This is a genomic window from Mycolicibacterium chlorophenolicum (genome assembly GCF_001044235.1).
Lineage (GTDB): Bacteria > Actinomycetota > Actinomycetes > Mycobacteriales > Mycobacteriaceae > Mycobacterium > Mycobacterium chlorophenolicum.
Window position 1 is genome coordinate 93,075 of record NZ_JYNL01000009.1, and the last position, 23,476, is coordinate 116,550.

A 23,476-nucleotide genomic window follows, 5' to 3' on the forward strand; every position below is an offset into this window, starting at 1 on the left:
TTACCCTACAGCGAGCTAGATCTCCAGGCATACCCGTTCGTTGTCAGCTCACAAACGATGATTGTGAGTCGAAACCCGGTCGGGCTCCGTGGGGGGTCGTGCGTTCATCGGATTCAGGCGATGATGGTCAGATGATCGAACAGTTCATCAGCACCTGGTCGGATCTCGGGGCCGTCGTGGTGGCCACCGTCGTCATGTATGCCGCCTTCGTCCTGTTGGTCAGGATCATGGGTCAACGCAGTCTGGCCAGCATGGCCGCGTTCGACCTTGCGCTCGTCGTGGCCGTCGGCTCGCTGATCGCGCGGACGTCACTCCTCCAGGAGCCGACGCTCGCTCAGGGATTGGTCGCCCTGGTCACGCTGTTCGTCCTCCAATACGCCGTGTCGCGGCTGCGGCGCTTCCGCCGGGTCAACCATCTCGTCAGCCGCAGACCGGTTCTGCTCGTCGTCGACGGCGCGATCCTGCCCGACCAGCTGCGAACCGCGAACCTCCTGGCGGAGGAGTTACGGCAGAAGTTGCGGCTCGCCGGCGTGGGAAGCTTGGCCGACGTGTCACGCGCAACGCTGGAACGCAACGGTTCGATCAGCGTGATCCGTAGTGGCGCAAGGCTTGACAACGACGTCATGATCGACGTCGATGGTGCACTGGATGGATGACTGCGCGATGGGAGATCGACCACCGGCCGTGTCGGCCCTTCCGAGGACACCGCGCCTCTGGGGCGGTGACGCTGATCGAGGTGCTGCCACGCGACTAGTCACGCCGAGTGGCGGCAACAGTGGGTGCCGCCAGCGTCGACGACACGCCAGGCCGGAAGGCCCTCGTCGTCCAGGGCTTGCGCCACGGCCTGCACTGCGGCGGCCGAGCCGCACACCAAGATCGGTGCACCGCAATGCGTGTCGACCGATGGAATCGCAATCGACCGCCCGTCGCGTGTCGCCAGTCCCAGGTCGGCATCTAGGCAGATCGCGCCCTCGGCGACGAGGGCCGCAGCCGTTGCGCAATTCACCGCGACCATCATGACTTTGTCCCTTCCCGAGTACCGACCACCAGGAAACACGTCGCCCAGCAAGCCCGACAACGCTGAACTTCTTGTCACGCCACAGCCGCAGCTTGTGACGGGGCGACGCGCGCCATCACGCCGCGCCCGATCAGTGCCACCGTGACCGCAGTGGTTTCCTGAGTGTGCAGGGCCTGCAGACCACGCTGCGACGACGACCATCCCGGCGCAGTTGGCAGCCAACGTGGGACCAAGGACGGAATGGCGCGGCACGTCAGCGAAATCCGGGGTCGTGGTCGAGTTCGACGATGCTCCAACGCCCGTCGGCGCGTCGCAGCACCTGGTAGCTGCCTTCGGCTGCCCTCACCACCCCGATCGTCGCGTCGATGCCGTGCAAGACGGGACGGATGACGGCGTCGTGGGTGACCAGCACGATCACCTCGGGTGCGATCGGATCGACGACATCCGCCCAGCTGTTGAGGGCACTCGTCGCGCGAGTCAGGATCTCGTTGACCGGCTGCACGCCGGGCGCGTCGTCCACGCTTCCCCACCGGCCTTCGACGTCTGTCCGCACGTCACCGGCCCACTGTCCGTAGTCACGGTCGGTGAGGCGGTCGTCGACGAAGAACGGGGCCCGCGCCGCCTCGGCGATGAGTACGGCGGTGCGTCGCGCACGCTGGAGTGGGCTGCAGACCACCGCGTGTACGGGAAGCGCCCTCAGCACACCCGCCGCTGCGAGAGCCTGCTGCTCGCCAGTCGAATCCAAGGGCGGGTCGGCGAGGCCACGCAAGCGTCCCTGCGCGTTCAGCGCCGTCCGCCCGTGCCGAACCAGATAGACGGTGGCCGTCACGACGACGAACCCTCGTCGCCGGCCAACGTGTCCGCGGGCACCAGCAGCAGCGGCGTCCTGCGTTGCCCGATCATGCGGTGGGACACCGACTGTCCCAGCCCCGTGTCCAGCAGAGACAAGAGCCCGCCGCGAGGACTTCCGATGATCACCAGCAGCGCCGAATAGCGGTCGGCGACTCTGGCGAGCAGGTCGGCAGGGTCGCCGTGCCCGGCATGGTACGTCCAGGAGGCGGGCAATTCGTCTAGCAGTCGGCGCGCCTCGTTCTCCTCACCCGCAAGCGTTTCGGTCATCTGCTTCTCCCAGTCTGCTGCATCGGGGTCGATCGGCATGTCGTCGACGTCGGCGGTGTGTACGACGTGGATGTGCGCGGTCAACCGAAGCGCCAGGATCACCGAAAAGCGCAGCGCCGCAGTGCTCGCCCGGTGCGCGTCCCATCCGACGATCAACGCCGCCTGAGGCTGGGTCCGCGGCACGGGCCCATCGTGAAAGCCCATGAGGGGACCTCGCCCACCGTCGTGGCCGTATTCGTCTGCATTCATGCGAACCCTCCTCATCAAGACAGTGACCAAGCCAGTACGAGCCCTCCGACGCACGCAGCGACCGAGGCGACGAGCGATCCGAGGGCATTGGCGAACGCTCGGGTCGACCGACGCTGCTCGGCAAGGCGCACGGTTTCGAAACTCGCGGTGCTGAAGGTGGTGTAGCCACCACAGAATCCAGTACCGGCGACCTGCTGAAGGCTGCCCGGCGCGCCGTCGAAGATCACCGCACCGGCAAGGAAACCGAGTAGCAGGGATCCGGTCACGTTGAGCACCACGGTCGCCCACGGAAACGACACCCTCCACCGGTGCTTCACCGCGCTGTCGATCAGGAACCGGGCCAGCGCCCCCGACGCGCCCGCGAGCATCACCGCCACCACCGTCATGCGACCGCATCCGTCCATCGATTCGCGACGCGTCCCGCCGACGTGATCCCCGCCCAGGCCGCCCCGACGCCAAATATCACGCTGCTCAGCCCGTAGGCGACACCCAGCCAGGGCGCGCCGTCGCGGGCTAGCAGCGAAACTTCCAGTGCCAGAGTGCTGTACGTGGTGAACGCACCGCACACCCCCGTTCCGGCGAACAGCCTGATGCGCTGCCACCAACCCGCATCCGGACCGATGACGGCGAGGGCTTCGAGTAGCGCACCGAGGATGAAGGCACCGCCGACGTTGATCACGTAGGTCGCCCACGGCCAGGTTCCGTCCACGGTGGGCACCGCTAGTTCGATGAACCACCGCAGTCCCGTTCCGACGAACCCGCCGGCGAAGACCCACGCCCATGTGCTCGGTGTGCGGTGCAACGGGCGCGGCGCATCGGGATCCAACGGCAGTTCGGCGTGAACGTCAGGTGATCGCTTCGTCACGTCATCCGGTCGGTTCGAACCCATCGCGAGTTCCTCTCCGTTGTCATCGGAGTAGGAACTATCAGCCGTCGTCGGCAGTTCGGGCACGCCCAGGCGAGATCCATCGCCTCTGACAGGGTAGCGCGTTATTCTCAGCGCGTGCTTGCGAGGCGCGCCACGTCGCGGGCTTCCCGTCCATGCCGCGCGTGCCAGCAGCCATGTCACAGCGAAGATCCGGACGAGGCCCGCGCCCGCAGCCCACGAGTAGTACCTGGGAGGCCACAAGAACTGTTTGTGAGCGCGACCATTCCGCACGGCCAGCGGCTTCCGTAACTTCGGGAAGATGATCGTCGACCGCCAGACCGCCACCGCCCCGACACGCCTCGTCGAGAACATCGGACCCAACTGGTTCGCATCGGTAATGGGCACCGGCATCGTCGCGACCGCGGCAGCCAGTCTCCCGCTGACCGTGCCCGGCCTGCGAGGCTTCGCACAGGTCGTCTGGGTCGCAGCGGCACTACTGCTCTCGGCGCTCCTCGTCATCGTCGGAACGCACTGGCTGAGGCATCCCGTCGTTGCCCGCAGCCACGCTCGAAACCCGCAGATGGCCCACTTCTACGGAGCGGCACCGATGGCACTGCTCACGGTGGGCGCAGGGGCGCTGCTGGTGGGGAAGGACCTGATCGGTCTGCAGGCCGCGTTGTACGTCGACTGGGCGCTCTGGTGGGCCGGTACCTCGAGCGGACTGGTTACCGCCACGAGCATCCCGTACCTGATGTTCACCCAGCACGACGTGGGTCCCGACGCCGCGTTCGGCGGCTGGCTGATGCCGGTGGTGCCCCCGATGGTGTCCGCCGCAACCGGTGCACTGCTCATCCCGCACATGGCCGTGGCCAGTGCGCGCGCCACGATGCTCTACGGCTGCTACGCAATGTTCGGCCTGTCCCTGATCGCGGCCCTGATCATCACCACGATGATCTGGAGCCGCCTGGCCCACTTCGGCACCTCGGGCACGGCACGAGTACCCACCCTGTGGATCGTTCTCGGACCGCTGGGACAGGGCATCACCGCCGCCGGCCTGTTGGCCACCAGCGCGGCCGGGACCGTAGATCCCGCGGTCGCGGGCGGTATGAACGTCTTCGCCATTCTCTTCGGCGTTCCCGTGTGGGGGTTCGCGGTCCTGTGGGTCGCCCTCGCCACGGCATTGACTGCGCGCACGATGCGCCGAGGCATGCCGTTTGCCTTGACGTGGTGGAGTCTGACCTTCCCCGTCGGCACCTTCGTCACCGGCACCACCCAACTCGCCGTGCACACCGATCTGCCCGCATTCCGGATCGCGGCGGTGGTCGCGTACCTCGGCCTGCTCAGCACGTGGCTTCTCGTCGCGGTGCGGACCGCGCACGGGAGCATTCGCGGGCCGCTGTTGAGAACGCCTTCGTCGAGCACGGCGATCCTGGCCAGGAAGGATTCCGAGACAGCCTAGCGAGCGCCGACAACACCATGATCGGATCACACCCGGGTGGTGCACGAGCAGTCGCCGTACAACGCCGAACCACGGCGCACGGCTCGGCGAAGCCACGTTGACGCCGGTCAACGCGTTGTACAGCCGCAACCACGGATCGGTTCTCAGACGTCGCTGCGGCGGACCGGCGTCTGTGGGTCGACGGCCTCGTCAAAGACTGACTAGCCCTTATTCGAGGTCACGTCCACCCCGAGGGCCGAGCCCGGGCACGATGTCGCCGAGCGCGAACGTCAGCGGCTGTTCGAGCTGGGCATAGGTGCACGACCGTGGATCGCGGTCGGGCCGCCACCGGTTGAACTGCGCAGTGTGACGGAACCGGTCCCCTTCCATGTGGTCGTAGCGCACCTCGACCACCCGCTCGGGTCGCAGCGGGACGAACGAGAGGTCCTTGCCGGTGTTCCACCGCGAGGCTTCGTTCTTGCGCGGGGTGCGATCACCGGCGTCGTGGGCGGCCCAGTTCCACGGATGCGCATCGAAATCGGTGATCAGCGACTGCATTTCGGTGAATAGCTGGCGCCGCTTGGCCATCGGGAACGCGCCGATCACACCCACCGAGGCGAGGGTGCCGTCGTCGGTGTAGAGCCCGAGCAGCAGCGAGCCGATCGCTTCGTCGCTGGACTTGTGCACGCGGTAGCCGGCGATGACGCAGTCGGCCGTCCGTTGATGCTTGATTTTGAACATGACCCGCTTGTCGGGCTGATAGGTGACCGTCAACGGTTTGGCGATCACCCCGTCGAGGCCAGCCCCTTCGAACTCCTCGAACCACCGTCGGGCGGTTCCGAGATCGGTGGTCGACGGTGTGAGGTGAACCGAGGGACCGGCGTGGGCCAAAGCCTGTTCAAGTGCGGCGCGACGTTCGACGAACGGCCGCCGGGTGTAGTCCTCGTCGCCCAATGCGAGGAGATCGAACGCTACGAAGGACGCAGGAGTCTTCTCCGCGAGCATCCGCACTCGCGAATCGGCCGGATGGATGCGTTGTTGCAGCGCCTCGAAGTCCAACCCGTGATCGGTGGCGATGATGATCTCGCCGTCGATCACGCACCGCTCGGGCGTCTCAGTGGTGATTGCTGCGATGAGTTCGGGGAAGTACCGGGTCAGGGGCCGCTCGTTGCGGCTGCCCAACTCGACCTCGTCGCCGTCGCGGAAACAGATTGACCGGAACCCATCCCACTTTGGTTCATAGGAGGCATCGGGGGGGATCGTCGGGACCGACTTGGCCAACATCGGCGAGACCGGTGGCATGACGGGGAGCTTCATAGTCTCATTGTGGTCTCTGTTCTGCGAACGGGTTGGCGCCGTGTGAAAGTCGTTGCTGTGCCTCAGTTTGTCGGACGCGAAGGTGTTTGAGGCTTTCCTCCAGCGCGGCGACCTCGCCGAGCCAGGCGCGGTCCTTTGCCTCGGTGAGACGTTCCTCGGCGTTCTCGGTCATCTCGTTGATGCGGCCCAGCTGGGCGGGGTCGACCCGCAGGAATCGGCATCGTGTGCAGGCGTGTTCGTGCACGCACGGCGTGCCGTAGGGGCGGTGGCACTCACCCAGCGCCACCCGGCGCAGCAGGAAGTGCTCTTCGAAGTCGGCCCACTCGTCGTCGTTTGCAACCTTTGCCTCCTCGAATGGCCGCAGTTGGCGGCGCCGTTCGATGAACGCCTGGTGGGCGATGACGAGGTGCTCGGGAAACACCGCGGTGTAACCGCGGGTGGTGTCGAGGTTGAGATGTCCGAGCAGCGCTGCGGCGATGTGCAACGGCAAGCCGTTGTTGACCGCGTCGGTGGCGAACAGCCGACGGAAGTCGTGCGGGGTGAAGTGCACCGGTTGGCCAGCGTCGGTGATGCCAGCGATGGTGGCGAGGTGGATCAGAATCTGACGCACGTAGTGCCGTCCCAGCACCTCCTGACGGGTGCCCAGGGGGCGCGCGAACAGGTGCGGGAACGGTTCGCTATGGACCTTGTCGTTGGTGTCGTAGGCGATCGACAACGGCACGTGATCCTTAACGGCCTTGGCGCGGCGCAACACCTCCAGCAGCACCCCGACCAGTTCCGGAGTCATTGGGATGAGCCGCTCGCAGTCGGTCTTGGACGGCACGATGTGCAACAACGGCACCAACGTAGCGGTGGTGGAAGCGGTGTAATGCCGCAACGACAGCTGAGTCAGTTCGAGCAGTTCCTCAATGCGAATGCCAGTGTGACGCAACGTCTCCACGACCGCCCAGCCCCAAAAGCCCTCCTCTTCCAGCGCGGTCACGTCGATGGGCTCCCGGCGCCCACGAATCCAGGCCGGTCGTTGCTGGCCGGGCGCCAGGTGCACCCAGGTCCGTGCTCTCGCGTCGCCGTCGCGCCGCAGCGGTGGGCAATGCCGCAGGAACGTGGAGCCGTCGACGACGAACTCCTGGTCGTGCGTGCAGTCCAGGGCACGCTGTAGAAGCGTTGCGGTGCGGTTCTTGTGTGCGACGGCTGCGGTCAACAGTGCGGGCAGCAGCGGTGTCAGCATGCGGGTACGGTCCTGCATCGAGGCCTTCTGACGGCGTTTCTCCTTGGCCGCCGCGCGACTGAGCGCCCGCGGCACCGGGCACGGCGCCACCCAGACACCCCAGCGGACCGGGTCGTCGTGCGACCACTCGGCCAGGTCGCGGTACATCCCGCGGATGGCGAACAGGATCGAGTGCACTTCGCGTCTAGGGCTCCCGTCGAGGGTCAGCGCCAACCGTTCCCGCCACGTCGCCACCACCTCAGCCGACAACGCCAGATCAGCCTGGCCCGGGTTGATCTGCAGGATCTCCCACCAGAACAATCGGGCCAATCGGTAGGCCAAGCCTTCCAGCGAGCTGTAGTCCATGCCGGGCTGAATCTCTTCGAGATAGTCCACGAGCAAATTGCGCACCCCCGAAGCGGGCATGCCGTACCGATCGACCAGCGTCGCAGCGCTGTGCTGGCGTGTGTTGCCCCGCGCCGACCACGTCGCCCGCAGCGTCGGAGCCTCCCCAGCCAAAGGGCCCAGCGCGACCAGCAGCTCCCAGATCAGGTGTTCGCGACGCTGCCGTCCCGAGGTGCGCACCACGTCGGCGTAGAACAGCAGGTCGTCGCCGCTCAGCTGTTCGATGTCCTTACCGGTGCGAATCATCACCCGCGCCAATGCCTTTTCGGCATCGGCCTGATACTTGGGCACCGCGTCGCGGTAGGCGGGCAACGTACGCAACCGTTCCAAGTCCGACCCGCCGTTGCTGTCGAGGAACCTGCCGAGGGTAACCCGCTGCTTGGAGTCCAGCAACCAACTGTACGACGGCCGCAGTGCCCGAACCCGTAGTAACGCATTGAGCGCCTTGAGCGTGGGTGACCAATGGTCGTAGTGCGGCAACGCATCATGCTCGAACCAGGTGCGCGGCGCGGCGTCGTAACCACTGGCCAGCCACCGCTGTTCCCACGTCTGACCGGGGTATTGACCAAGCACACCCAGTAGTGCCCGGGTTCCTCGAACGATGGGCTGAAGTTGTTGGGGTGCCAGTGCCTGATGATGCTCGGCGACGACGGCACATAACTCGTCGGCGGTCAGTGACTGGATTGCCACGCCTCGGGCCCCCACTGGCAGCGGTGGAGGCGAATGATTGGCGTCATACCCCCATAGCGGCCGTACCAGGCCAGCTGGGCCGAACCGGTTGTCTGCTGGAATCGCCTGCAGGTGCGGCGATTCCGGCCGTGACAGCAACTGGACCGTGGGGCTCATCGCGCGCCGTGTCGCGGCGGCCTGTCGACGTTCCAGCGACCGGGTGTCCTCGGTGCTCAATTCGGCAGCCCCAAAAGTTCTCGGACCGCCGCGGCGTCGTAGCCGGGCTCGATCGTAGCCACGTCGATCTTCGGCCGGGCGTAGTGCTCGAGGACCTTGCCGATCAGGTCTTCCAGGCGCGGCTGAGTGTAGATCTGGGTCGTCGTGACGCTGGCATGCCGCAGCACGGTCTGCACGTCGACCAGGGTGAACGCAGGATCGGCCAGCATCCGCGCGGCGGCGGTGTGGCGGAAGTCGTGCAACGACCAGTTCGCGCCCAAGCTCGCGTTGGCGCGGCGCAGCACCGCGCGCATCGCGTGATAGTTCAGCGGCGCCGGCTGCGAGCGTCGGGTCCACCACACCGGGCCACCCGGCTCCATCGGTGGCTGCTCGGCCAGATACAGCGCCAGCCACACGAAGGAGTCCACCGACGCCGGGACGGTCTCCCGCGTGCGGCTGCCCTTGCTGGTGACCGTGATGGTGTAGCGGCCGGCATCCAGATCGCCGTGACGCATGCCCAATAGCTCCGACGCTCGCACTCCCGAGGACAGATAGAAACTCACCAATGCTCGATCGCGGTGACTGCGCAACGCGTTGAACAACGCCGCGGCAGCATCATCGGGGATCGCTCGCCACACCGGCCGCGGGGTTTTCTGTCGATAGTTGGCGCGCCGGAAGATCGTGAAGTCTTCCATCGGGTTGTGGTGCGCGTGCGGTCGGCCACCGTGCCTGGCTCGTTGTGCCGGAACGGGATTGACTAGTGGACCCAGATTGGCCGTGCAGGCGTGGTCGTAGAACCCGAAGAGCACTGAGAGCTGATGGTTGATGGTTCGCGGCGCGTACTTGCCGGACAACTCGGCCTTGCCGGTCACCGCGTTCACCGAGCCCGGCGGAGGCCTGTCCGGATCCCGACGCAGACGCTGCGGATTCGGCGTCTCCCGGAGGTGCTCGACGAACGCACGGACGTCGACCCGCTCGGCCCGTTCCCAACCGATCAGACGCTCGTGGAGGAACCGGAACCACCGCAACAGGTCGAACGCGTAACTTCGAACTGTGAGTGGACTGCAATCCGACGCTGCCAGCTCCCGCAGGTATGACGTCGCCCCGAGATGCTCGGCGTCGGGGAAGATCACCCGCCACGGCAACCCGCTCGGCACTGACTCCACCCGACCCAACACGGCCACAGCGCGATCCTCCATCGCCAGCCCTGCTCGGTTCGGAAGGCTCGCCGAAGTTCAGTCAACTAGACGCACGGCCGTGGTGGTCGATTCCGCCGGGACGTGGATCGTGTCGCGCAACGGGGCTGACGTGTCCCGGACGTTCCCTGAGCTGGCGGCGATCGGTGACGCCTTTGGTGGTCGCCGCGTCATTCTCGACGGGGAGATCGTGGCCGTCGATGCGCAGGGCCGGCCGTCGTTCACTCGGCTGCAACGTCGATGGCCGCAGCACCGTCGCCCCACCCCCACCTTGCTGCGCGAAGTCCCCGTTCGCGTGCTCGCCTTCGACGTCGTCGCCCTCGACGACCAGTCATTGACCGGCCTGCCCTATTCGGAGCGACGCGCCATCCTCGCCGAGCTGACCGACGGCCTCACCTCGCCCGTGCTGACCGTCCCGCAGTCTTTCTCGGACGTGTCACCGACAGACATGCTGCAGATAGCGAGTGAACACGGCATGGAAGGTGTCGTCGTGAAACATGTTGACTCGCCGTATATCTCGGGTCGCACGACGTTGTGGACCAAGCACCCCGTGCGGTCGACCGCGCAGCTTGTCATCGTCGCCTTCTGGCACGCGGGCGGCCCCGGTGGTGCCCGCAGTGTGGGCTCCCTCCTCGTGGCGGGCCACAACGCTGCTGGCGATCTGATCGCGGTCGGCCAGGTCGGCACCGGGTTCAGCGCGTCGACGCGTAGTCACCTGTTCGAACTGCTCGATCCGATGCGCCGCACAGATCCGACCGTCGTGTCCGCGCCCGCTGTCCCGGGCGCTATCTGGGTGAAGGGCGAACTCGTCGGGGAGGTCGCTTACCGCGAGTACGTTGCCGGACGGTGGCTGCGCCACACGAGCTGGAAAGGCCTCAGGGACGGGATCGACCCGGCGACGGTGGCCGTGCCGCCGTTGACCGCGCCGCACTGACGGGGCGAGCCGCGTCCCACGACTGCCTGGCGTCCATGCCCGGCAACGCGATCATCGCCCGGCGCCGCCGGCGATCAGAGCGATTCGCGGATATCGGGCAGCAGGTTCAGGTCGTCAGGGCGCGCCACACCCGGTTCCCATTGGCGGAACTTGGCGGCCAGCTCCCGCACACGTCGTTTCGCCCACTCCGGACTCAAGCCGCTGAGGACGTCGTACTCGTAGCGGAACCGGTCCTTGCGGTCGGAGATGTAGGAGGCCTTGTCGGTGACGATGCTCTGGGCGTACCAGTACAGGAGGTCTTCGAGTGTGCCGGCATGGTCGAAGCCCAGCTGGCCGCGTTCATAGAACGTGAAATGGTATGTGCCGCTGTCGTCGACGAAGACGTTGAGGCCGTCGTTGGTTCGCATTCCGACGGGCATGGGCGTGGTGCCCAGCCGCGCCGCAAGGCGGTCGATCTCGGTTTGCAGTTCGACGGATCTAGCGTCCGAGGGGTGGTCCGGCACGTTCGATGATTCCCTTCTCGAGTAGGTCGTTCACCGAGATCCTCGTCCCTTCGGGACCCACAACCATGTATTGAAGAGCTCCGGGGGAGGGTGTCTGTCCGAACCACGGTTCCACCGGCCCTTCGACGATGCGCCAGCCCGAGGGCAAGGGCGCCCCGGTGACCATGTAGCGGTTGTACTCACCTCCAAGGGTCTCGGGGGTGATCGCCCGGTCGCTGTAGGGGGTGCCGTCCGGCGAGAGGTACTGCCCGTACTCGGATCCGAATCTGTCGATGATCGTGCCTTCCGGTAGGTGGGCGGGTTGGGGAACGTAGCCGGGTGGGAAGCCGTCGTTGCCGGGCCAGTTCCGGGCGCCCGGCGTTCCGAAGAGATTCTGGAAATCCTGGGCGGACATGCCGCCCATCGGGTCCCAGCCGCGCATGACGGCAAGGGGCGCCCCACCTTCGGTGACCAGTTCGGCGGGGAGGCCGGCGCGGACGGCAGCACCTTCGCCACCGAACGGCGCGGTCGCCGCGGCGGCGGACAGGTCGAACGTCTTCTCTCCGGCGAAGTAGGCTGCGCTGGGGGAGTCGAGCGCATGCTGGACCTGCCCGACCGCGGTGCCCACCGGGTTGGTCACCGCCTGGTTGACGCCCTGCGCCACGTTCTTCCAGGATTCCAGGACACCGGGAGCCCCGGGCCCGCCCTGACCCAAGAGGTTCTTGATGCTCTGCTCGGAGTTGCGCCACGCGTCACCGAATCCCTCACCGAACCCGGGTGCAGGCATTCGGGCCGGCTCCGGCGGCCGGTAGAACGGGTTGACACCCTGTGCCTCTGCCTGGGCGACCATCTGCGACAGCCGCGACTCGATCTGGTCGGCTGGTACACCCTGACTGGCCAGGATCGGCCGCGCCGCGGCCTTGAACGCCTCGACGTCCTTGGCCGGTATCACCATCGGCGTCGCGTGGTCGGGCACGGGAGCCCCGGCCAGCTGGTCGAGCGCAGCGGAGAGGTTGGCTGGTTGATCGCCAGCCTTGGACGCCTCCGGTACGTGGGCGCCGGCGACCTGATCGAGCGCACCCGACAGGTCGGCCGGTTGGTCACCCGGCTTGCCCTTCGGGTCGGGCGCGCCAGGACCGAGGAGGAGGTCGTGCAGATCCGCAGGTTGATCCAGACCTCCAGCTGACCCACCCGCCGGTAGCAGCATGTCGGTCAAGGAGTGCGGGGCATCACCAGGCGGGTCGGCCCCAGTGACCGCTCGCACCACCGAGTCAGCGGACGGCACCCCGCGAGCAGCCAGGTCCCGCTCGGCATCGGTGATCGACTCCTGACCGGACGCCACCTTGATCGCCGTCGCCAATTCCTGGTCGGCGGCAACGGCTTTCAGCATCATCCGGTGAATCCGGTCGCGCACCTCGCGTTGGGCGGCCTGACGGTCCCTGAGCTGATCCTGCGTCAATCCGGCCAGCTCGAAAGTGACAGCGCCGGTGGTCAAGTCGATGTCGAGGTGCTTCTCGGCGGCGTAGCTGGTGATGTCCTCCCATTCCCGCTTCACTGCCGCAACCTGTTCCTCGGCCGCGGCCGCTGCTCGGGCGACCAGCTCGCACTCCCGCGCGTGCGTGCGCAGGTCCAATGCCACCTTCCCGGCCCCGGCACGGGCGGCGTCAGCGGCTTCGCTGTCCCAGGGGACGGCGTTCATGACGGCGGTCAGCGTGTCGGCCGCCTCGTGGGCTGCCGCGCCGTGCTCGGTTGCCGCTCGGAACATGTCCCGGATGGACGACGGCTCCCACCGCTGCACATCCTCCAAGGTGATCCCCACCGGTCAATTCCACCCCCTCGGCACTGCCCCACAAGCATGGTCCTGATCACAGCGGGCTCCCAGCCACGCGTACCGCCCGGCGACGAGGATAACAACAGATCAGCTCGGCGCCTCGCTTTGCAGCAAACCCCTTCCCCGCCAACCAGACGCCCCAGGGTGCCGCCCAGGCCTCTGCCCGGTGATCGAAAACGTTCATCGACACGATCGAGCTCCCCCAGTCGACGCGCGCGCGGTGCTTCAGTGTCGAGCGGAGCGCCCCGACAATCCACACGGGCATCACGGGAGGACTCATCATGGCCACCGCGGTCGTGATCGACATCGACGGCACCATCACCGAACACGATCGCCCGCGCGCCGCCGCCATCTTGCACGCACGCCGCACAGATCATCGGAAACCACTGCGCGCCAACATCAGTGATGACGGACGCACCGCCTACTGGGCGTATCCCTCCCGAAACGAACCGTTCAACGCGATCGCCACTGCACTCTGGTATCAGGATTGCTCAGCTGCGCGCGCCGCAAGTTGGCTGGCCGGAGAGGTCATCATCAGCGGGCCCGTCGACGGCAACGGTGCCCCTGGCCCAGTTCCCCAGGACCGCCTCGACGCGTTGCGGGCCTTGACCCGCGGTCTATGACCCGAGCCGCGGCGCGGACGCACGGTCAATCCGACCGGCCGACCCCCGGTCAGTCGCGGGCACAGCACGCGCGGCCTGGTGCAAGATCTCCGCGTGCGCAGCGATCAGTGACGAGGCTTGCGCACTGAACCCTGCCCAGCCGCTGGCTTTGGCGGCGAACGCCGCGGCGGAATCGCCGACCAGGCCGTGTTTGGCCGCCGCGGCGACGGTGCGCGCGCCTTCGTGGCGGCGGGTCATCTCTTCGTGGCATCCGTGCAATTGGCCGGCCGAGGCGGCCACGGCCTCGGGCTGCATTGCGATGCGCTCCGCTGTCACAACAGACCCCCGAACTCTCTGTCACGGCTCCCTGCGCCCACGGTAGCAAACACGGCAGGGCTACTCGAGCGGTCCGCAGTCGCGGTGTCCGACGGAGTGGGCCCGGCGACCGCACCGGGTGCAGTGCATGTCGCTGCAGGTGATCGTCGTGCGGTCGTTGCTGATGATGACGCGGCATTCCTCGTGTTTTTCGTTGGGAAAGCGGCCGGCCAAGGCGTCGTCCCACTGGACTGCCCGCGGGGCGGAGTCCTGTCGGCCGGGCTGCATCAGTTCATTATCCGGGGTCCGCTTGTCGGTGCGAAGCAGCAATGTGCCGCCCGCGAACGATATATTCCATCTATGCGAAGTGTTGCCCCGGCGTTGTTACCGATCTTCCGGTCTTCGCATCAGGCCGGTCTCCTGAGCCGCCTGTTCCTCACCGATGACGAGATCCCGATGACCGACCTCGCGCACACCCTCGACATCCCCCTGACCACGCTGCACCGCGAAACCGAACGGCTCGAACAAGCCGGGCTGTTGACGAGCCGACGCAGCGGACGAGCACGCCTGCTCCGCGCGAACCGGCGCCACCCCGCAGCGACCCCGCTAACCGACTTGCTCACCATCACCTTCGGCCCGGCTCAGGTCGTCGCCGAGGAATTCGCCGAGCTCGACGCCGCCACCGTCATCCTCCACGGCTGTTGGGCGCAGCGTTACGCCGGACAGAACGGGTCATTCCCTACTGCTGTCGAGGTCCTCGTCGTCGGCGACGGCCTCGACGACAACGACGTGCGCGCGGCCGCCGCCACCGCACACCACCGCCTGGGCCTGAGCGTCGAAACCGCGATCTGCCCCCGCAGGGCCTGGCAGGCCGAGCATCCAGACGACCCGGAGATCGCCGCCATCCGCGCGCAGCCTTTCCTGACCGTCCTCACGGCATCCGAACCGGCCTCAGTGGCCAAGGGTATCTATCGCATGCGGCCGTCTTGGACTCCCCGCTACCAGCCCGACGTCTACGTGCCCACCGACCTGACCATGCTCACCGGCCCCACCAGCGGTTCCCACGACCCGCCCGTGCACCTGTACTGGCAGCCCGGCGACCTCGACTTCGCCAACCCCGCTGACCGCGAGCTGTTCTACTCCTCGGCCCTCACCACCGCCAGCAGCTCCGAGGACTTCACCCAGTGGATCAATCGCGACGCCCTCATCGCCGCGTGGCACCACCTATCGCTGCCGACGCGCGTACGCCGCGCTTGGGAAACCCTGCACCCGACCCTACGAGACGAGGCCACCATCGTGAACGACCGCATCCGCGTCCAGGACGCCATCTTGGCCGGGATCGCCGAATTCGGCTTCGCCCTCGCCGGCGGATCAGCCCTCATCGACTACGACGTCGTCTCCCGCGAAACCGACGACATCGACGCCTTCAACGACCGCTGGGACGTCGACGCGTTCACCGCCGCCTGCACACGCGTCATCCAGGTTTGTCACGAACACGGTTGGCACGCAGCGCTCGTCGCCGACCAAGACATGGACAAGCAGATCCGCGTCGACGCCGGAACCGGTCACCCGGTCATGGTGCAGCTCGTCTACTACGGCCGCTCACAAGACCCCGAGCAACGCCCTGGCGGCGGTCTACGACTGATCTTCGACGACGTCGTCGCCGGCAAGGGCGCCGCCATCGCCGACGTCGCCCGCGGCCGCGACTTCTACGACCTCGCCAACATCCTGACCACCCCCGGCTGGACCCTGCAGCGCGTCGAATCCGCCATGCACGCAATGCGATTCGGTGACCTCATCAACCAGTTCCGCATCAACCTCGACCGCTTCCGCCGCGGCGACTTCGACGACGATATCCGCAAGTCCGGATTCGTCCCCGACTTCTGCCACGGCATCTTGGACTGACCTCCGAGTCCAAACCATGCTTTGTTAGCTCACGCCGGAAGGTACGCGGCTGCATCCTCGTGAGGTGCCGCGTGGTGCGCTGCTGTGGTTTTACCGTCGGCGACGCCGAGCTATGCGGTTTAGCAGCTTGACCGTTGGCGGAGATGATGATCGCCCACTACGGGCGCATCTAGGAAGTTGCTGACCCATTCGACGCTCAGCGTCGACTCATTCGGAGGGTAATAGTGCGTGATTGGAAATGCGTACGTGGTTGCGCGTTTACTTTCCAGGTCGCTCGAGAACGTGAAGACCGACCGCGGGGTAAGCCGCACGAAACTCATCCAACGCGGGAGGCCCTCTGATCCCACATGAAGGGAGTCGAACCCACCAACCAGGCACGAGACCACATGGGGCAACAGCTCTTTGCTCTCCAAGATGCAGTCGGCATTCCAGCTCCCGTGGCCGAAGAACCTCCGTATCCATGATGGGTTTGGCTGGGCACCGAACATGCCCGGGAATTTGACATAGCGGTCGTCGAGCACCGTGCCGTCCCGCATCCGCGTGGTCATGGCGGTAGGGCCGTACCCATCGCCATAGAACTCGGCTCGGACGGTATCCGTATCGGGCCAGGTGACATCGACCCCCCATCCGGCTTGCCCCTCGGGGGACATCGCAGCTTCGATGGTTCCAAGCGAAGGGGCTGGCAGGTCAACCGGATTGAGCTTCCTGACGCCCCCACATCGGTCTGCAATGATCTGCCGCCAGATGGGTTCTCGGTCGTCTGCCCGCTCAGCTGCAGCACCGCACCACTTCGCCTTGATCTTATGTGGTTGCATCATTTCGTCCCCCGATCGCTTACTCCCCGTCGTCTCAGCGACATGCGATACCGCAGTCAGGCAGGCTGGCCCGTTTCATCGACCCACGACGAGAGCAGTTCTTTGGTCAGTTTCGCCAACTGTTGAGCGGTGGCCGGCTCCGCCATCTCGGCGGCCAACTCGCCGTAGCTGAGTTGACTCAGGCGGGCCTGCTCATGCCCTTTGGGCGCCTGCGCCACCGCAACCAGCATCTGGATCGCGACACCACGCTCGACCTCTAATTGCACCTTGCGCTCCTTCCCGTACTACACCGCCAAGCCGAATCCCACACTTTCGGTGTGCGGCGAACTCGGGTGCTCGTTCAACGGGCATCCCGAGCAGTTGCTCCAGCTCAACTCTGATTCCAGCTAGCCGCGACAGCCGACTACCAACACCCGTCACTGTCCGGTCCGGCAGTGCCCAGGGCGACAGACCCGAACGCGATGAGAGCCTCCCTGCTGTAGACGGTCGCAGCCATGCCCGAAGCCTACGGCTCTGTCGATGGTTTCAGCAGGAGACGGACCTGAGGCGCCTGCGTTCCGGGCGAGGGGCGCTTACGATACGTGTCGTTTACGACACGCATACTATGCATAGAATCGTATGCACTTGCATTCGTGCTGTTAGAGTGTCGCTTATGTTGGTCGACACAAACGATCTTGTCTCCGCGACGGAGTTCAACCGCAACACCGGCCGGTACACCAACCGCGCCGCCGAAGGCCGCCGCGTCGTGATCATGAAGGACCAGAAGATCGTGGCCGCACTGATTGGTGTCCACGACCTGAACCGGCTCGACGCCCTCGACACCACCTCCAAGCTTGGCTTCGACGACATCCCCGATATCAGAGACGACCAAGGTGCAGATGACACCTCAGCCCAGTTGAAGGCGGTGATGCCGATCGGCGTCACCGTGGGCGGCGAGCCCGCCCACATCAACCCCCACGAGAACCTTCTCGTCGTCGGCCGCGGCGCAACCGAACTCATGGGCGTCTTCGTGACGCAAGCGGGTGCGCTGCCCGAGGCTCAGCAGTTCGTGATCGGATCCGACAACCCCACCTTCTTACTGGCGAGCGGCCCACCAGAGGCCGCACAGCCGGCAATCCTGGCCGTGTCCGTCGACATGAGCATGTCCGCGCAGCTCCGCCTCGCCGCCCAGATCTCAGGCGAGCTGCAACGGCGCGTTGCGTTGCTGCGTGACCACACGGTGAACACCGTTGAGCAGTACCGCCAACTCGACACCGGGTCGGCACCTCTGCCGACGTTGACCATCGCTCTCGACACCGCCGACATCTATCTCGGCGGACCGCTAGGTGAGGTTGTCTCCCAAATCGTCCGCAGGGGAATCGATCTCGGCGTCAACGTGTGGCTGTTCAGTAACGCCGCACTGTCTCGTCAGGCGATGCAGTTGGCCGCCATCTCTCAGCGTCTCGCTCTACACCTACCGACGGTCGATCAGTCACGCGACGTGATCGGTAGTGACGCCGCGGCCCACCTCAAACCACGCCAAGCGGTCCTCCGGAACATCGATCAAACGCTCATCCCCGTCGTCACCCCGACCGCAACCCCACCGCTCACCCCCGCCGCTCCCACCGCGCCGACGGCTGAGCAATGGCCCGCCATGCCGCAACCCGGATCCATCAACTCGATCGTCGAGATGTGGACCGCAACAGCACCTGGCGGCGAACCCTCACTACCGCTGGGCCTCGTCGACGACGCCGCCAATCACCGCCACACCCTCTTCGCTCTCCCACTGATCAAGGGTGGCCACACCACTGTCATTGCAGGCCCTGGTCAGGCCCGAGCTTTCGTACAGATCCTGCTCACCAGCGCCGCACTCACGAGTCCAGCCGACATGTACTTCCACTACCTCGGCACCCAAGTACCCCGCACGACACCCGCGGTCAGCAGCCACACATACGAAGATCTGAGGCGCACGGGCAGCAAGGCCGCCGTCCAATCCGTCGCCACGGCGCTCACGCAAGCAGCCGAAGCTTCGCCGCGGGCCGTGTGCCTCATCGTCAACATCCAGGAACTCATCGGCGCTGAACACCTGGGCGATCCCTTCATGGTCAAGGAGTTCATTCGGGACCTGATGGACGACGAGTCGACCCAGCACGTTCATGTCGTCCTGCTGTCCAACGACATCCTGCGGCTGCAAACCCAACTCCAGCCGACCCGCAGGCACCAAGCAGCCACCTCCATCTACTACGCCGGCATCGAGCCGGCCGGCGTCGCACGCGACGTCCGCGACCAGATCCGCCAGCTCCCCCAGTACAACGAGGACGCGGCACGCCACGCCATCGCGACGCATGGCGCAGAACTCGCCAACGAACGCAACGGCGTGCATCTCGTCCTCGCCCGGCCCGACGGCTCCCAGTAGCCACCGGAACGCGTTCAGCAAACGAAACAACACATAGCACCACGGGAGGACACACGATGACGTTCACCGCCACCATCACCGACCTTGCAGCCGATTCGGCGCCGCTATGGGAGTCGTTAGGTCACGCGTCAGCAGAGGACGCTCATACCGCCGCGGTGCAGCACATCAACACCGCTCAGCCCGCCGACCAGGTCAGAGCCGTAGGGGACGGCGTGTACGAGGTGTGGAGTTCCGCCGAGAGCGGCGGATCGACGCAGCACGTGGCCACACTGACCGTCGTCGCCGCTGACGACTAAGAGCTTCACCGCGTCGGTCGCAACGGCTGCAGCGGCGGCGGCGCGGACCTACGAGTGGAACCGACGGAACTCCGCTCCCGACGACAACGCACTCACCTTAACCGTTTGCCCGCTCGACGGCGCCTCGAGCACCTGACCCCCGCCGAGATAAACTTGAACGTGGCCCGGTGGACGACCTGCAGAGGCGGGAAAAACCAGGTCACCGGGCCGCGCTTGGCTGCCGCCGACCGGTACGCCGGCCGCGAACTGAGCCTCAGATGTCCGCGGGATCTCTACACCGAACATTTGCCCGGTGACGAAGCGTGACAGACCAGAGCAATCGAAGCCGACCTTGCGGTAATCGCCGGCGCGGTCAGCAGGGCCACCGCCGTCGGAGATGCCTTGCGTGGGACCGGTCATCGAGCCACCACCCCACGCATAGGGGATGCCAAGCACCTGCTTGGCGATCGCGTTGAGCTTCGCGCCGTCCGCGCCACTGGCACTTCCCAGCGCCAAACTGGCTGGGCCGCCGTCAAAACCATTGGAGGCGTTGGCCTTGGCCAACATGTTGTCCAGAACCTGGTTGCCGCCCGGCCCGCTGAGCATCTGTTGGAACGGCGCCGTCAAGCCTGACAGTCCCTGCAACCCCTGCAGTGGTGAGGACAGTGCGCTCGGGATGGATTGAGCGGCCTGAGTCAGGCTCGGGAGGATGCTCGACGCGGTCTGGTTCATCGGCATAGACGACTGGTAGGGCGACGCGCCGGCCTTGGCTAGATCGGCGGCGGTCAGCCTGGGTGCGCCAGCGCCGCGCAGCGCGTCGCCCGTTCCGCCGCGACCGCCGCCCTTGAGGGGGTCCTGAGCGTCAGGTCCGCCGCGTACCCGGTTTCCGCTGGCCTCATCGGTGTCACCCATGGCCGAGGACGCCTGCGCACCGGTGCCGGATTGCGCGGCTCCCTTACTGACGTTCTGACCGAAGTCCGTGGACATCGTGCCGGTCGCAGCCGAAAACCCGGAGCGAACCCCGCCGTCGGCAGGCAGCGGCGCACCGTTGAGACCTCCGAGCTTCTCGGCGGTGCCGCCGAAGACGCCGGCCGCCTCGGCCGGGTTCAGCGTGACGTTACCTTCGGTCATGAGCAGCTCCCGAGCGTCGCATGCGAGAGATGCAGCTTCACCGGTGTCGTAGGCCTGCGTCCCATCGCTCTCCCCTACCTGCCATTTCGGACAGTTCTCACCGCATTCTACGGGTGAACCGGCCCATATCAGAGCCTCAGGCGGGGCATTGAGCCAGAATTCCAGGCCACGGCCGGGCGTCTTGTTCCACGGCCGGCGGATGCCCGAACGAACCCGTCGCCCTGACCGTCCCCGCGTAGGCGCGGCTACCGATTCCTCGCCGGCGGCACAAGAGGCGTTCGGGTCGTCGACGAGGTGCGGGCTTTGCGTGCGCCCGCCTGCACCGTAGGCACCCCTTTGGCGGGCCCGACGCCTGCTGGATAGCCGCCCTCCAGCTCCAACCCGCCACCGCCGGACCCGCCGGGGCGCAGATACCCCCGGCTCATCAGACCCTTGACCGCGGCACCCCACCGGTCCAATTGATCAGGGCACAGCAACGGGCCGGCCAGCTGGCGCTCGATGTGCGGACGCAACAACACGGTGCCAATGACGAGCACGACCATGTTCATCGCCGCCCACGGAACGTCCAAGTCGTCGACGGTTTGCCCGGCATCGGCTCGACGGCGCCACCGCGCGACTCCCATTTCGATCAACGTGTCGAAGATCGCCGCTCCGAACGGAGTGTCGTCCACCAACGCGCGAGCCAGGTAGTCCGCCACGACGGTGTGCTTGGTGAAGAGCTGCATCACTTGCTCGCCGAAGTCGTCGACCGTCACCGGTTCGGGCCCGGAGGCCAGCACCTCGCGCAGCAGATCGGTCACGTGCCGATTGACCGCGTCGACCAAGTCGCCCTTGGTACCGAAGTGATGCTGGATCAATCCGACGGACACGCCGGCCCGCGCCGCCACCTCCCGGAGGGAGGTCGCTTCAACGCCGCGCCCGGCAAATTCCGCCAGCGCTGCATCCCGGACCTTCCCGGGCTTGTCATCCGATGGCCAGCGCGTCATCCGTCCACCGATCCCACCCGAAACCCGTACCCGCGCTTGCATTCTAGCCGTGCGCGGACGCCTGGTTCAGCGACTGACGCGACTGTTGGTTGATCATCACGATCTACCTCACTTCCGTGTGTTCCCGCCCCGCGCCAGCGCCGGTGACCCCACTTGCGAGCGTGCCGGGAGTACCCAGAACTTTCAACGCGCGAACGTCTCATCGCCCACCGGGGCGCGTTCGGCTATATGACGGTGCCGCGCGCTACCCTCCGACTACGTACGCGGTGATCGCCACCGCTGGCCAGCGAGGAGGTGTGGGCACAGTGAGCTATCCGGCGGCCGCCACCGTCGTCGCCTTGATGCGCGACATGCCCGAGGCGTTGAAGCTTGCCGACCTCGGCGAAACACTCCTCAACGTCGGCTCTGCTGACGCGCTGTGGGACGCACACGTCGGCGCCACGTTGATCGCCGTGCCGGGAACTGAACCCGACCGCGACACCGCCGCCCGCGACGTCGAGCACTGGCACACCCGCGGCTGGGGCGTCTACACGGTCCTCGACGAGCAGTATCCCGATCGGGTCCGGGCCGCCCGCCGCCCACCAGCAGTACTGATGACCCAAGGCAGTCTCGTCGCTGACGATTACGGGGTCGCGATCGTCGGTTCCCGCAAGGCCTCAACAGCCGCCCTGGGCTTCGCCGCCGACGTCGCGCGCGGCCTGGTCGATCACGAGGTCACGGTGGTGTCCGGCCTCGCCGAAGGCGTCGACACGGCGGCGATGAGCGCAGCGATCGACCTCGGTGGCCGCGTCGTCGGGGTCATCGGCACCGGCATCGACCACGCCTATCCGGCGCCGAACACCGAACTGCAGGCCACGATCGCCGAACGCGGACTGATCCTGACTCAGTTTCTCCCGGGCTTCCGCGGGGCCCGGTGGGCTTTCCCCGCCCGGAACAAGACGATGAGCGCCTACGCGCGGGCGACGGTCATCGCAGAAGCCACCGAACAGTCCGGCACCAAGCACCAAGCTCTCGAGGCCGTCGCCCACGGGCGCCGCCTCGTTCTGCACCGCACCGTCGCCGAAGGCACCACCTGGGGTCGAGCCCTGGCCGACCGGCCCGACGTGTTCGTGGTCGACAACGCCGGCGAGGCGATCGATCAGCTGGAGCACATCGCCGCCGCCGATCAATCCGTCCGCAAACGCCTCATCGCCGTCGCACCAGGCACCGACTGGTGACCGAGCGCGAGTCCGATGAGGTCCTGCGCAACGACATCGCCGTCGCCCTCAGCCGGGTCGCGTACTTCCACAACCTCGTTGCCCAAGGCCCAGGCGTCTGCCCCACCTGCCATGGCCCCACCCCCGGCCAGGGGATGTGCTCAACTTGCCTCACGACGCAGGCGAACCTCCAGGGCGCGACGTGTGACAAGACGTTCTTCCTCGCCTACGCCGATGGTTGGCACCCCGACGCGTGGTCCCAGAGCGCGCACACGATGCGCCAGTACAAGGCAGTCCATGCGCCGCAACAGTGCGTCGACGATGTCCACATGCTCACCTTCACTGCGACCTGGGTCCATGACCCATGCATCCGCGCCGCCGAGCAGCACCAGGAGTGGGACGTCGCCACCTACGTCCCCTCGAAACGGACCGGCCTGCATCCCGTCACCGGTGTCGCACTCAACATCGCCCGCATCGCTGCCCAGAACACCGACGACGAAACACCCTCGCGGATCAAGCGGGTGTCCATCGCCTGCGGACCCGTCCACGCACCCCGCGTCGCAAACGCCGACCGCTTCACCGTCCCCGACGCCGTGCGCCCGGCCATCGAAGGCAAACGGGTGCTGATCGTCGACGACACCTGGACCTCGGGCACCTCGATACAGTCCGCAGCCGCCGCCCTCAAGGCTGGAGGCGCCGCCTCCGTCACCGGACTATGCGTGGCGCGGTGGCTGAGCTGGCGCTGGGAACCCGACGTACCGCTACTCCAGAACGTCACCACCGCCCCCTACGACCCGTTCCACTGCTTCGCCGGCACTAATCAATGCCGGCTCAGCCGCAACCTATGACGACCCGACTGCCAATGAAGTTCACGCACGACGGTCCACGCCTACTGCCCAATAAAAAC

Annotated in this window: 25 protein-coding genes and 1 riboswitch; of the genes, 10 read left to right on the forward strand and 15 right to left on the reverse strand. The window is 66.5% G+C overall.

Features of this window, described 5'->3' with window-relative positions:
* Nucleotides 1-131: 131 nt before the first annotated feature.
* On the forward strand, nucleotides 132-656 hold the full coding sequence (locus MCHLDSM_RS04640; RefSeq protein ID WP_048469105.1) for a DUF421 domain-containing protein: 525 nt from the start codon (nucleotides 132-134) through the stop codon (nucleotides 654-656).
* A 98-nt stretch (nucleotides 657-754) separates the two neighbouring features.
* Here MCHLDSM_RS04640 and MCHLDSM_RS04645 read toward each other — a convergent pair whose 3' ends face one another.
* The 5 genes from MCHLDSM_RS04645 to MCHLDSM_RS04665 form a co-directional block, all read right to left on the reverse strand.
* Nucleotides 755-1,018, reverse strand: coding sequence for a hypothetical protein (locus MCHLDSM_RS04645; RefSeq protein WP_048469106.1), 264 nt, complete (start codon nucleotides 1,016-1,018; stop codon nucleotides 755-757).
* A 253-nt stretch (nucleotides 1,019-1,271) separates the two neighbouring features.
* A complete protein-coding gene (locus MCHLDSM_RS04650) occupies nucleotides 1,272-1,847 on the reverse strand; it encodes a histidine phosphatase family protein (protein WP_048469107.1) in 576 nt (191 codons plus the stop codon).
* Nucleotides 1,844-2,341, reverse strand: coding sequence for a universal stress protein (locus tag MCHLDSM_RS04655; protein WP_048469108.1), 498 nt, complete (start codon nucleotides 2,339-2,341; stop codon nucleotides 1,844-1,846). Before MCHLDSM_RS04655 ends, MCHLDSM_RS04650 begins: the two co-directional genes overlap by 4 nt.
* A 59-nt stretch (nucleotides 2,342-2,400) precedes the next feature.
* The gene (gene crcB / locus MCHLDSM_RS04660) at nucleotides 2,401-2,772 is read right to left on the reverse strand and encodes a fluoride efflux transporter CrcB (RefSeq protein WP_048469109.1); all 372 of its coding nucleotides are present in this window, start codon (nucleotides 2,770-2,772) and stop codon (nucleotides 2,401-2,403) included.
* A complete protein-coding gene (locus tag MCHLDSM_RS04665) occupies nucleotides 2,769-3,275 on the reverse strand; it encodes a fluoride efflux transporter FluC (RefSeq protein WP_048469110.1) in 507 nt (168 codons plus the stop codon). The genes crcB and MCHLDSM_RS04665 overlap by 4 nt, the downstream gene beginning before the upstream one ends.
* A 21-nt stretch (nucleotides 3,276-3,296) precedes the next feature.
* A riboswitch (Fluoride riboswitch) is annotated at nucleotides 3,297-3,368 on the reverse strand.
* Between the two features lie 205 nt (nucleotides 3,369-3,573).
* On the opposite strand from MCHLDSM_RS04665, the gene MCHLDSM_RS04670 reads away from it, so the two are divergent.
* The gene (locus MCHLDSM_RS04670; protein WP_048469111.1) at nucleotides 3,574-4,713 is read left to right on the forward strand and encodes a TDT family transporter; all 1,140 of its coding nucleotides are present in this window, start codon (nucleotides 3,574-3,576) and stop codon (nucleotides 4,711-4,713) included.
* Between the two features lie 207 nt (nucleotides 4,714-4,920).
* On the opposite strand, the gene MCHLDSM_RS04675 is transcribed toward MCHLDSM_RS04670, so the two are convergent.
* From MCHLDSM_RS04675 to MCHLDSM_RS04685, 3 genes are all read right to left on the reverse strand, one after another.
* Nucleotides 4,921-6,009, reverse strand: coding sequence for an ATP-dependent DNA ligase (locus MCHLDSM_RS04675; RefSeq protein WP_048469112.1), 1,089 nt, complete (start codon nucleotides 6,007-6,009; stop codon nucleotides 4,921-4,923).
* Nucleotides 6,010-6,013: 4 nt separating this feature from the next.
* Nucleotides 6,014-8,311: a tyrosine-type recombinase/integrase gene (locus MCHLDSM_RS04680; protein WP_234713865.1), complete on the reverse strand. Its 2,298-nt coding sequence runs from the start codon at nucleotides 8,309-8,311 to the stop codon at nucleotides 6,014-6,016.
* A 212-nt stretch (nucleotides 8,312-8,523) separates the two neighbouring features.
* Nucleotides 8,524-9,690, reverse strand: a complete 1,167-nt coding sequence (locus MCHLDSM_RS04685; protein ID WP_109788746.1) for a tyrosine-type recombinase/integrase — start codon at nucleotides 9,688-9,690, stop codon at nucleotides 8,524-8,526.
* Nucleotides 9,691-9,766: 76 nt separating this feature from the next.
* Between MCHLDSM_RS04685 and MCHLDSM_RS04690 the strand changes: the two genes are divergently transcribed.
* Entirely contained in the window at nucleotides 9,767-10,636 is an 870-nt protein-coding gene (locus MCHLDSM_RS04690) for an ATP-dependent DNA ligase (protein WP_268781216.1), read from the forward strand.
* Between the two features lie 74 nt (nucleotides 10,637-10,710).
* On the opposite strand, the gene MCHLDSM_RS04695 is transcribed toward MCHLDSM_RS04690, so the two are convergent.
* Both MCHLDSM_RS04695 and MCHLDSM_RS04700 read right to left on the reverse strand, forming a co-directional pair.
* The gene (locus tag MCHLDSM_RS04695) at nucleotides 10,711-11,055 is read right to left on the reverse strand and encodes an Imm63 family immunity protein (RefSeq protein ID WP_048469226.1); all 345 of its coding nucleotides are present in this window, start codon (nucleotides 11,053-11,055) and stop codon (nucleotides 10,711-10,713) included.
* Between the two features lie 58 nt (nucleotides 11,056-11,113).
* Complete coding sequence (locus tag MCHLDSM_RS04700; RefSeq protein ID WP_048469115.1) at nucleotides 11,114-12,937, reverse strand: TNT domain-containing protein; 1,824 nt, start codon at nucleotides 12,935-12,937, stop codon at nucleotides 11,114-11,116.
* Nucleotides 12,938-13,230: 293 nt separating this feature from the next.
* Here MCHLDSM_RS04700 and MCHLDSM_RS04705 point away from each other — a divergent pair, with 293 nt between their 5' ends.
* Complete coding sequence (locus tag MCHLDSM_RS04705) at nucleotides 13,231-13,572, forward strand: hypothetical protein (RefSeq protein ID WP_048469116.1); 342 nt, start codon at nucleotides 13,231-13,233, stop codon at nucleotides 13,570-13,572.
* Here MCHLDSM_RS04705 and MCHLDSM_RS04710 read toward each other — a convergent pair.
* Both MCHLDSM_RS04710 and MCHLDSM_RS04715 read right to left on the reverse strand, forming a co-directional pair.
* Complete coding sequence (locus tag MCHLDSM_RS04710) at nucleotides 13,567-13,866, reverse strand: hypothetical protein (RefSeq protein WP_048469117.1); 300 nt, start codon at nucleotides 13,864-13,866, stop codon at nucleotides 13,567-13,569. The two genes, MCHLDSM_RS04705 and MCHLDSM_RS04710, sit on opposite strands and share 6 nt — an antisense overlap.
* 81 nt (nucleotides 13,867-13,947) lie before the next feature.
* Nucleotides 13,948-14,154 (reverse strand): hypothetical protein, encoded by a 207-nt coding sequence (locus tag MCHLDSM_RS04715; RefSeq protein ID WP_234713866.1) that lies wholly within the window; start codon nucleotides 14,152-14,154, stop codon nucleotides 13,948-13,950.
* 72 nt (nucleotides 14,155-14,226) lie between these two features.
* On the opposite strand from MCHLDSM_RS04715, the gene MCHLDSM_RS34895 reads away from it, so the two are divergent.
* Complete coding sequence (locus MCHLDSM_RS34895) at nucleotides 14,227-15,771, forward strand: nucleotidyl transferase AbiEii/AbiGii toxin family protein (protein WP_082168715.1); 1,545 nt, start codon at nucleotides 14,227-14,229, stop codon at nucleotides 15,769-15,771.
* 871 nt (nucleotides 15,772-16,642) lie between these two features.
* Here MCHLDSM_RS34895 and MCHLDSM_RS04730 read toward each other — a convergent pair.
* A complete protein-coding gene (locus tag MCHLDSM_RS04730) occupies nucleotides 16,643-16,852 on the reverse strand; it encodes a hypothetical protein (RefSeq protein ID WP_048469120.1) in 210 nt (69 codons plus the stop codon).
* Nucleotide 16,853: 1 nt separating this feature from the next.
* On the opposite strand from MCHLDSM_RS04730, the gene MCHLDSM_RS40045 reads away from it, so the two are divergent.
* The 3 genes from MCHLDSM_RS40045 (at nucleotide 16,854) to MCHLDSM_RS04740 (ending at nucleotide 19,277) form a co-directional block, all read left to right on the forward strand.
* A complete protein-coding gene (locus MCHLDSM_RS40045) occupies nucleotides 16,854-16,976 on the forward strand; it encodes a hypothetical protein (protein ID WP_268781147.1) in 123 nt (40 codons plus the stop codon).
* A 262-nt stretch (nucleotides 16,977-17,238) separates the two neighbouring features.
* Nucleotides 17,239-18,981, forward strand: coding sequence for a type II toxin-antitoxin system Phd/YefM family antitoxin (locus MCHLDSM_RS04735; protein WP_048469121.1), 1,743 nt, complete (start codon nucleotides 17,239-17,241; stop codon nucleotides 18,979-18,981).
* Nucleotides 18,982-19,037: 56 nt separating this feature from the next.
* A complete protein-coding gene (locus MCHLDSM_RS04740; protein ID WP_048469122.1) occupies nucleotides 19,038-19,277 on the forward strand; it encodes a hypothetical protein in 240 nt (79 codons plus the stop codon).
* A 48-nt stretch (nucleotides 19,278-19,325) separates the two neighbouring features.
* On the opposite strand, the gene MCHLDSM_RS04745 is transcribed toward MCHLDSM_RS04740, so the two are convergent.
* The gene (locus MCHLDSM_RS04745) at nucleotides 19,326-20,387 is read right to left on the reverse strand and encodes a C40 family peptidase (protein WP_048469123.1); all 1,062 of its coding nucleotides are present in this window, start codon (nucleotides 20,385-20,387) and stop codon (nucleotides 19,326-19,328) included.
* 245 nt (nucleotides 20,388-20,632) lie between these two features.
* Nucleotides 20,633-21,373, reverse strand: a complete 741-nt coding sequence (locus MCHLDSM_RS04750) for a TetR/AcrR family transcriptional regulator (RefSeq protein WP_082168716.1) — start codon at nucleotides 21,371-21,373, stop codon at nucleotides 20,633-20,635.
* Nucleotides 21,374-21,678: 305 nt separating this feature from the next.
* Between MCHLDSM_RS04750 and MCHLDSM_RS04755 the strand changes: the two genes are divergently transcribed.
* Both MCHLDSM_RS04755 and MCHLDSM_RS04760 read left to right on the forward strand, forming a co-directional pair.
* Nucleotides 21,679-22,590, forward strand: a complete 912-nt coding sequence (locus MCHLDSM_RS04755; RefSeq protein ID WP_053082911.1) for a DNA processing protein DprA — start codon at nucleotides 21,679-21,681, stop codon at nucleotides 22,588-22,590.
* On the forward strand, nucleotides 22,587-23,417 hold the full coding sequence (locus tag MCHLDSM_RS04760; protein WP_048469124.1) for a phosphoribosyltransferase: 831 nt from the start codon (nucleotides 22,587-22,589) through the stop codon (nucleotides 23,415-23,417). Before MCHLDSM_RS04755 ends, MCHLDSM_RS04760 begins: the two co-directional genes overlap by 4 nt.
* The last annotated feature ends 59 nt before the right edge of the window (nucleotides 23,418-23,476 follow it).